Source organism: Pseudomonas sp. I8001 (assembly GCF_013385345.1).
GTDB lineage: Bacteria > Pseudomonadota > Gammaproteobacteria > Pseudomonadales > Pseudomonadaceae > Aquipseudomonas.
Genome location: NZ_JACAQC010000034.1, coordinates 56013 through 63937, shown reverse-complemented (window position 1 = coordinate 63937; position 7925 = coordinate 56013). Strand labels below are relative to the sequence as shown.

Genomic DNA, 7925 nt, shown 5'->3' with positions numbered 1-7925 from the left:
CTGTAAGAGCGGAACCAATAGATGCCGTTACCGAAATAACGGATATACACACAGTCAAAAACAGAGGCACAACCCATGCTCCAGTTGATCCTCGGCGGCGCCCGCTCCGGCAAAAGCCGCCTGGCTGAAAAACTCGCCACCGACAGCGGCCTAAGCGTCACCTACATAGCGACCAGCCAACCCCTGGACGGCGAAATGACCGCACGCGTCGCCCACCACCGCGAGCGGCGCCCGACCGAATGGGGCCTGATCGAAGAGCCCATCGAACTGGCCCGTGTCCTCAAGGAAAACGCCACCCCGAACCATTGCCTGCTGGTTGACTGCCTGACCCTATGGCTCACCAACCTGCTGATGCTCGAAGACCCCGACCGTCTCAAAGAAGAGCGTGAGGCCTTGCTCCAAACCCTGGCCACCCTCCCAGGAGAAATCATTTTTGTCAGCAACGAGACCGGAATGGGTGTCGTCCCGCTGGGCGAATTGACTCGCCGCTATGTCGATGAAGCCGGTTGGTTGCATCAAGCCTTGGCCGAACGTTGTCAGCGCGTTGTCCTGACCGTCGCCGGCCTGCCCCTGACTTTGAAAGGTACTGCGTTATGACCGACACCTGGTGGCTCAACCCCTGCAAAACGATCGACACCCAAGCCCACGAACAAGCCCTGGCCCGCCAGCAGCAACTGACCAAGCCCGCCGGCTCCCTCGGCCGGCTGGAAGCCGTGGCCGTCCAACTGGCCGGCCTCCAGGGCCAGGTCAAACCCAGCGTCGACCACCTGTGGATCGCGATCTTTGCCGGCGACCACGGCGTCGTCGCCGAAGGTGTCTCCGCCTTCCCCCAGGAAGTCACTGGCCAGATGCTTCACAACTTCGTCACCGGTGGCGCCGCCATCAGCGTGCTTGCGCGCCAACTCGACGCCAAGCTGGAAGTGGTCGACCTCGGCACCATCACCCCGACGTTGAACCTACCGGGCGTCCGCCACCTGAATATCGGTCTCGGCACCGCCAACTTCGTCAACGGCCCGGCAATGACCGAAGCCCAGGGCCAACTGGCCCTGCAAGCCGGCCGCGACAGCGTGCACCGCGCTATCACCAGCGGTGCGCAACTGTTTATCGGCGGCGAAATGGGCATCGGCAACACCACCGCCGCCAGTGCCCTGGCCTGCGCGCTGCTGGATTGCCAGGTCAGTGACTTGACCGGCCCCGGCACCGGCCTGAACGCCCAGGGTGTCAGCCATAAGGTCGCCGTCATCGAGCGCGCCCTTGCGCTGCACGCCAGCGATCGCGACGACGCACTGAAAACCCTGTTCAACCTCGGCGGCTTTGAAATTGCCGCGCTGGTCGGCGCCTACCTGGCCTGCGCTCAAGAAGGGGTCGTGGTGCTGGTGGACGGTTTTATCTGCACCGTCGCCGCCTTGGTCGCCACGCGCCTGAACCCCGGCTGCCGTGAATGGCTGCTGTTCGGCCACCGCGGTGCCGAGCCCGGCCATCGTCACGTGCTGCAAAGCCTCAATGCCGAACCACTGCTGGAACTCGGCCTGCGCCTGGGCGAAGGCAGTGGCGCCGCGCTGGCCGTGCCGTTGCTGCGCCTGGCCTGCGCACTGCACGGGCAAATGGCGACCTTCGCCGAAGCGGCCGTGGCGGATCGCCCGGCATGACCTTGCACCTGGACCTGCTGCGCCACGGCGAAACCGAACTGGGCGGCGGCTTGCGCGGCAGCCTGGACGATGCGCTCACGGCCAAGGGCTGGGAGCAGATGCGTGAGGCGGTGGTGGCGCAGGGCCCATGGGAGCGTCTGGTCAGTTCGCCGCTGCAACGTTGTGCGCGGTTTGCCGAGGAGTTGGGCACGCGCCTGAACCTGCCGGTCACCCTCGAAAAGGATCTGCAGGAACTGCACTTCGGCGCCTGGGAAGGGCAGAGCGCTGCAGCCTTGATGGAAACCGACGCCGACGCGCTGGGCCTGTTCTGGGCTGATCCCTACAGTTTCACGCCGCCGCAGGGCGAGCCGGTTTCACAGTTTTCCGCGCGTGTTTTGGGGGCTGTCGGCCGCTTGTATCAAGCTTATGCCGGCCAGCGAGTGCTGCTGATCAGCCATGGTGGAGTCATGCGTTTGCTGCTGGCCCAGGCACGTGGTCTGCCGCGTGAGCAACTGTTGAATGTCGAAGTCGGCCATGGTGGCCTGTTCAGCCTGCAGGTCGAGGCGGATGGCGTATTAAGGGAAGGACGCTGAGCATGTTGCCGTTCTGGATCGCCTTGCAGTTTCTCAGCAGCCTGCCGATTCGCTTGCCGGGCATGCCGCAGCCCCAGGAACTGGGGCGTTCGTTGCTGTTTTATCCGGTGGTGGGGCTGCTGTTCGGGCTACTGCTGTGGGGCTTGAACGCCGTGTTGATGGGCGCGCCATTGCTGCTGCACGCCGCGCTGCTGTTGACCGCATGGGTGCTGCTCAGTGGCGGCCTGCACCTGGACGGCCTGGCCGACAGCGCCGACGCCTGGCTCGGTGGCTTCGGTGACCGCGAGCGCACCCTGACCATCATGAAAGACCCGCGCAGCGGCCCGATCGCGGTGGTCACCCTGGGCCTGGTGTTGCTGCTCAAATTCACCGCGCTGGTGGCATTGATCGAGCAGCACAACGGCGCCGCGCTGATCCTCGCACCGTTGATTGGCCGCGCTTCGATGCTGGCGCTGTTTCTCACCACGCGTTATGTGCGCGCCGGTGGTCTGGGGCAGGCCCTGGCGGATCATTTGCCACGGATCGTCGGCCAACAGGTGCTGATCCTCAGCGGCCTGGCGTGTATCTTGATCGGCGGTTTCAGTGGCGGGATTGCCGTGCTGGTGGCTGCCCTTTGTTTTATCGGCTTGCGCCAATTGATGGTCAATCGCCTCGGCGGCACCACCGGCGACACCGCCGGCGCGCTGTTGGAGCTGCTGGAAGTGGCGGTGTTGATCAGTCTGGTGCTGTAACACTTTCTTGCATTTCATTAATCCCGGGTATATACACGCTCCATGCTTGCCTCCCAATGTTTATGCACAAACCTGCGTCGCGCCGCTCGTGGCGTCAGCAGGCATTACGACGGCGCTCTCGACGGCTTCGGGATCAACGTTGCCCAGTATTCTTTACTGTGTAATCTGCAGCGCCTCGATCAACCGAGCATTTCCAGCCTGGCCGACGCCATGGGCCTGGATCGCAGCACGCTGGGGCGCAACCTGCGGGTGCTGGAAGGCGAGGGCCTGGTGCAGTTGGTGGAGGGCGATGACTTGCGCAACCGCCTGGTCTTGCTGACCGAGGCGGGTATCGAACGGCTCGCCGCCGCATTGCCGGCCTGGGAAGCGGCGCAGCAGAAATTGATTGATAAGTTGGGCGCCGAAAAGCGCGAAACCCTGTTGGCCTTGCTGGATGAACTCGCTTGACGCGAGTTTGTTCGATGATAAGCGGGTATATACCCGCGAACGGAGAATAAGAAATGACCTCGATGTGGCGCACCAGCGGCTGGATTCTTGTGGGGAGTGCGCTGATCCTCGCGTTGTCCCTCGGCGTGCGACATGGCTTCGGCCTGTTCCTGGCGCCCATGAGTGCCGAATTCGGCTGGGGCCGTGAGACCTTTGCCTTTGCCATCGCCCTGCAAAACCTGATCTGGGGCCTGGCACAGCCGTTTACCGGCGCCCTGGCCGACCGCTTCGGCGCCGCCAAGGTGGTGATGATCGGTGGTGTGCTTTACGCGCTGGGCCTGGTGTTCATGGGCCTTTCGGATTCGGCGTGGTCGCTGTCCCTGAGTGCCGGGTTGCTGATCGGCATTGGCCTGTCGGGTACTTCGTTCTCGGTGATCCTCGGGGTGGTGGGGCGTGCCGTGGCGCCGGAAAAACGCAGCATGGCCATGGGTATCGCCAGCGCCGCCGGCTCGTTCGGCCAGTTCGCCATGTTGCCGGGCACCCTCGGTTTGATCGGCTGGCTTGGCTGGTCCGCCGCGTTGCTGGTGCTGGGCCTGATGGTGGCGCTGATCGTGCCGTTGGTGACCATGCTCAAGGACCGACCGTTGCCTGCGGTGGCTGGCCAGCAGACCTTGCGCGAAGCCTTGGGTGAGGCCTGCTCCCATTCAGGGTTCTGGCTGCTGGCGTTCGGCTTTTTTGTCTGCGGTTTCCAGGTGGTGTTTATCGGCGTGCACTTGCCATCGTACCTGGTGGACCAGCACTTGCCGGCCTCGGTGGGGACGACCGTGCTGGCATTGATCGGCCTGTTCAATATCTTTGGCACCTATACCGCCGGGTGGCTCGGCGGGCGCATGTCCAAACCCCGTTTGTTGACCGGTTTGTACCTGCTGCGTGCGGTGGTGATCGTGATCTTCCTGTGGGCGCCGGTGACGCAGACCAGCGCCTACCTGTTCGGCATGGCGATGGGCTTCCTGTGGCTGTCCACGGTGCCACTGACCAACGGCACGGTCGCGACCTTGTTTGGTGTCAGAAACCTTTCCATGCTAGGTGGGATCGTGTTCCTGTTCCATCAACTGGGCTCGTTCCTCGGCGGCTGGTTGGGCGGGGTGGTCTATGATCGAACCGGCAGCTACGATTTGATCTGGCAGGTGGCAATCGTCCTGAGCCTGGTGGCAGCGGCGCTGAACTGGCCGGTGCGCGAGCGCCCGGTGGCACGTTTGCAGGCGCAAATGGGGGTGGCATGAATTCGACCTGGCATTGGCTCGGCGCAGCAGGAGCAGGACTCTTGCTGCTGCTGGCGTGGTGGGGCTGGCAACAGGGCGGCCTGGCATTGATGCAGTTGGGCATGGCGATCTGTTAAGTTCTGTGTCTGAGACTTTTCAAGGACACCTCACATGCAGATGCGCTGGTTCGCAGTACCCGCTCTGATGGTGGCTTTTGGCGGTGTCGCCATGGCTGCCGATTGCCCGCCGTTGCTTGAAGGCCAGTTGCCCAAGCTGCGCGCCAAGGAATCCATCGACCTGTGCCAGCGCTTTGCCGGCAAGCCGCTGCTGATCGTCAACACCGCCAGCTTCTGCGGGTTTGCGCCGCAGTTCAAAGGGCTTGAAGCGTTGTACCAGCGCTACAAGGGCCAGGGGCTGGAAGTGATTGGCGTGCCGTCCGATGACTTCAAGCAGGAAGCCAAGACCGGGGAGGAAACTGCCAAGGTTTGTTACGTTAATTACGGCGTGACCTTCACCATGACCGAACCACAGAAGGTCAAGGGCCCGGACGCGGTGCATCTGTTCAAGATGCTGGCGCAGCAGAGCAGTGCGCCGAAGTGGAATTTCTACAAGTACGTGGTGGACCGCCAGGGCAAGGTGATCGCCAACTTCTCCAGCCTGACCAAGCCGGATAGCGCGGACCTGATCAAGGCGGTGGAAGAGGCGCTGGCTTCGAAACCCTGATGGGCACCCACTAAAAAGCCCCGCCTCTTTTGCAAGAGTGCGGGGCTTTTTTATGTCGCTTTACATCAGAACTTGTACGTCACACCCAGGCCGAAACCGTTGGCGCTGTTTTCGTACTTGGCATTGTAGGACTGGCCCAGTGCGTTAGCGCGTGCAACTTTGACAGGTTCTTCCTTGAGGTAGGAGTAAGCCAGGTCGACGGTCATGTTCGGCATGACGTCGTAGCCCAGGCCGAGACTGAAGATCGTCCGGTCACCGGTAGGGATGCGAGGCGAGCGATCAGTGTTGTTGGTCGGCGACTGGTCGAACGTCAGGCCGGTACGCAGTACCACCTGCTTGGTCACGCGGTACGAAGTACCCAGGGCGTAGGCCCAGGTGTCGTGCCAGTTCTGGTCTTCCTTGATGGTGCCGACAATTTGCGGAGCCAGAGCGCCACTGCCTGCGGCGGCCGATACGCCTTCGTTATTGACGGTGATGTCTTTCAGGCGGCTCCAGCGAGTCCATGTTGCGCCCGCATAGAGTTTCCAGGCGTCGCTCAGGTCTTGAGTAACAGACAGATCCCAGGATTCAGGGGTGTCGATCTTCAACGAAGCGTCGTAACGACCGTTGTTCAAGAGACTGGCGGGAACGTTGGCCCCCTTGGTCACTTCGGTATGGCCTTCGAGCTTGTACTTCACTTTCGAGTGATAGGTCAGACCCACTCGAGTGGTGTCAGTGGCTTGTACCAGCAGGCCGGCATTGAAGCCGAGTGCGGTGTCATCACCCTTGATCTTGACGTTGTTGGAGCCGGTCCCGGCGATTGGCAGGTTGATATCGGACTCAAGCGTACCGGCGATACGGTTGATAGTCGGACCAAAACCAATCGACACCCGGTCGTTGAAGGCATAGCTGACGGTTGGCTGGAAGGTGATGACCTTCACTTCGCTCTTACTGCCGAATGCTTTGCCCTGGAAGCCGCTTTCGTAGTCAGTCACCAGGCCAAAGGGTGCATAGACGCCGAAACCGACAGCCCATTGCTCATTGAGTTTATTGGTGTAGAAACCGAAAGGAACGGCAGTGAAGGGGACCATGTCGCCTTTATTGCTACCGCTGGAGCGACCACTGACATCTTTGATGTTGGTGGAAGCATCAATCGCTGCAACACCACCTGTAACTTGCTGGCCTTCAAGGCGAGCCATACCGGCAGGGTTGCCATAAACAGTGCTTGCGTTATCGGCAGATGAAGAACGTCCCGCAAAACCGGTACCCATCCCGGCAACGTCTTGTTCGTTGAGGGCGAAGCCGCTCGCGAACACGTGGGAGGATGCCATTGCAACGGCGAGGCTAAGTGTCGTCTTGAGCATTACTTTTTTCATTATTAGAACTCCGTGGTGATCACCGCTGCGGAAAGTAACAATAAATTTATGTTTGCGCTATAGGCTCAAACACAGGAGATAGAGCGGTTTTGTAGGACAATCCGACCAAAATCAACGTTTTTAGCCGAATCTTGCAAATCGCCCGGTCAACAGGCGACGTGATTCATGGGTGAAACACAGGTTTGCCAGGCCTGGGTGAAATCCCGGAGCCGGCCTTGAGGGTGAAATATTTCTTTCCAGATACGCGCCATCGCCAATACGTCGTCGGCCGGTGGCAGGTTTGGGCGGTGTTGTTCCACCAGCAGCCAGGCGATGGCGGTGGCGTAACGCAGGTTGACCGTCAGCTCAAGCTGCGGCCCGCTGAGGAAGGCATGCTGGCTGGCGAGTCCGCGTACCAGGCTGGCGCGCTCGGGGTCCAGCGCCAGGTAGTTATCCCACAGCGCGCGATGACGCGGCTCGGTGATGCTGTAGAGGCCATGGCCGCGGCGGTCGTGCAGGGCTGAACCGAGTGCCGACTGGCTGGCGGCGATGCCCAGCAGCAGGGATTCAGCCGTCTGGTTATGGCGACCCAGGTAAAGCAGGGTGGGCCGGATCACATAACGACACAATTCGCTGGCGGCGATGCCCATAAATGCCTCAATCCATGAAATTAATCGGCGATACCTGAGCGAGGGCTTGGCAGCGGTGAATCGGATCTCAGGTCCGCCGGAAGCGGATCATGCCGCTTGAGTTGAAGTGTAGTGTCATATTTACGATGTAAAGGACTGTTTTTAAAATATTTTCATCATTTAGTTATATCGTTTATATCAATTTAAACTTAGCGCGCCTGAATTTCAGGCAATAAAAAACCCCGGGTTTTAACCGGGGTTTTTGTGTTTCAGCGATTCGGGTCGATCAGGCAACCAGTGCCTGGCGAGTACGATCGATCACGGCCTGCAGCGGTTCTGCGCTGGAGTATTGATCGGGGTACAGGCGTTCGCTGTGACGAGCGATGCCGTGTTCGTTGACCAGGGTAAAGCTGAAGCAGCCTTTGCGAGCGGCCATGATCAGGCAGTTCATTGGTGCAAAAGCGTTGGTGAGGGTGCGAATGGCATCCTGAGTGTGGATTTGAGTGGACATATTATTGGCGTTCCTACAAATGACACGGTTAAGAACCGTGCAACGTTAAAACGTTCCAGTGACGTTGATCACCATTGATCGAACGAAG

10 protein-coding genes are annotated in these 7925 nt (G+C 60.5%); 7 read left to right on the top strand and 3 right to left on the bottom strand.

Features of this window, described 5'->3' with window-relative positions:
- The first annotated feature begins 75 nt into the window (after window positions 1–75).
- The 7 genes from cobU to HX839_RS23200 all read left to right on the top strand — a co-directional run bounded on the left by cobU (window position 76) and on the right by HX839_RS23200 (window position 5363).
- Window positions 76–597, top strand: coding sequence for a bifunctional adenosylcobinamide kinase/adenosylcobinamide-phosphate guanylyltransferase (cobU, locus tag HX839_RS23230; protein WP_102368348.1), 522 nt, complete (start codon window positions 76–78; stop codon window positions 595–597).
- Window positions 594–1649 (top strand): nicotinate-nucleotide--dimethylbenzimidazole phosphoribosyltransferase, encoded by a 1056-nt coding sequence (cobT, locus tag HX839_RS23225; protein ID WP_087695210.1) that lies wholly within the window; start codon window positions 594–596, stop codon window positions 1647–1649. The genes cobU and cobT overlap by 4 nt, the downstream gene beginning before the upstream one ends.
- Window positions 1646–2221, top strand: a complete 576-nt coding sequence (gene cobC / locus HX839_RS23220) for an alpha-ribazole phosphatase family protein (protein WP_177067725.1) — start codon at window positions 1646–1648, stop codon at window positions 2219–2221. Before cobT ends, cobC begins: the two co-directional genes overlap by 4 nt.
- Before the next feature lie 2 nt (window positions 2222–2223).
- Entirely contained in the window at window positions 2224–2952 is a 729-nt protein-coding gene (locus HX839_RS23215) for an adenosylcobinamide-GDP ribazoletransferase (protein WP_003214923.1), read from the top strand.
- Between the two features lie 42 nt (window positions 2953–2994).
- Window positions 2995–3399 (top strand): MarR family winged helix-turn-helix transcriptional regulator, encoded by a 405-nt coding sequence (locus HX839_RS23210; RefSeq protein WP_003214925.1) that lies wholly within the window; start codon window positions 2995–2997, stop codon window positions 3397–3399.
- Window positions 3400–3461: 62 nt separating this feature from the next.
- Window positions 3462–4661 (top strand): MFS transporter, encoded by a 1200-nt coding sequence (locus tag HX839_RS23205; RefSeq protein WP_161635735.1) that lies wholly within the window; start codon window positions 3462–3464, stop codon window positions 4659–4661.
- Window positions 4662–4811: 150 nt separating this feature from the next.
- Window positions 4812–5363 (top strand): glutathione peroxidase, encoded by a 552-nt coding sequence (locus tag HX839_RS23200; protein WP_177019645.1) that lies wholly within the window; start codon window positions 4812–4814, stop codon window positions 5361–5363.
- A gap of 65 nt (window positions 5364–5428) precedes the next feature.
- On the opposite strand, the gene HX839_RS23195 is transcribed toward HX839_RS23200, so the two are convergent.
- The 3 genes from HX839_RS23195 to HX839_RS23185 form a co-directional block, all read right to left on the bottom strand.
- Window positions 5429–6718 carry an OmpP1/FadL family transporter gene (locus tag HX839_RS23195; RefSeq protein WP_177067724.1) on the bottom strand — a complete coding sequence of 430 codons (1290 nt, stop codon included), beginning with the start codon at window positions 6716–6718 and terminating at the stop codon, window positions 5429–5431.
- A gap of 146 nt (window positions 6719–6864) precedes the next feature.
- Window positions 6865–7347, bottom strand: a complete 483-nt coding sequence (locus HX839_RS23190; RefSeq protein WP_087695206.1) for a hypothetical protein — start codon at window positions 7345–7347, stop codon at window positions 6865–6867.
- A 265-nt stretch (window positions 7348–7612) separates the two neighbouring features.
- On the bottom strand, window positions 7613–7837 hold the full coding sequence (locus HX839_RS23185) for a hypothetical protein (protein ID WP_003214941.1): 225 nt from the start codon (window positions 7835–7837) through the stop codon (window positions 7613–7615).
- Between the last annotated feature and the right edge of the window lie 88 nt (window positions 7838–7925).

Coding starts and splice junctions, on each gene's coding strand:
- cobU (WP_102368348.1), top strand. CDS start 76: ATGCTCCAGTTGATCCTCGGCGGCGCCCGCTCCGGCAAAAGCCGCCTG.
- cobT (WP_087695210.1), top strand. CDS start 594: ATGACCGACACCTGGTGGCTCAACCCCTGCAAAACGATCGACACCCAA.
- cobC (WP_177067725.1), top strand. CDS start 1,646: ATGACCTTGCACCTGGACCTGCTGCGCCACGGCGAAACCGAACTGGGC.
- HX839_RS23215 (WP_003214923.1), top strand. CDS start 2,224: ATGTTGCCGTTCTGGATCGCCTTGCAGTTTCTCAGCAGCCTGCCGATT.
- HX839_RS23210 (WP_003214925.1), top strand. CDS start 2,995: ATGCTTGCCTCCCAATGTTTATGCACAAACCTGCGTCGCGCCGCTCGT.
- HX839_RS23205 (WP_161635735.1), top strand. CDS start 3,462: ATGTGGCGCACCAGCGGCTGGATTCTTGTGGGGAGTGCGCTGATCCTC.
- HX839_RS23200 (WP_177019645.1), top strand. CDS start 4,812: ATGCAGATGCGCTGGTTCGCAGTACCCGCTCTGATGGTGGCTTTTGGC.
- HX839_RS23195 (WP_177067724.1), bottom strand. CDS start 6,718: ATGAAAAAAGTAATGCTCAAGACGACACTTAGCCTCGCCGTTGCAATG.
- HX839_RS23190 (WP_087695206.1), bottom strand. CDS start 7,347: ATGGGCATCGCCGCCAGCGAATTGTGTCGTTATGTGATCCGGCCCACC.
- HX839_RS23185 (WP_003214941.1), bottom strand. CDS start 7,837: ATGTCCACTCAAATCCACACTCAGGATGCCATTCGCACCCTCACCAAC.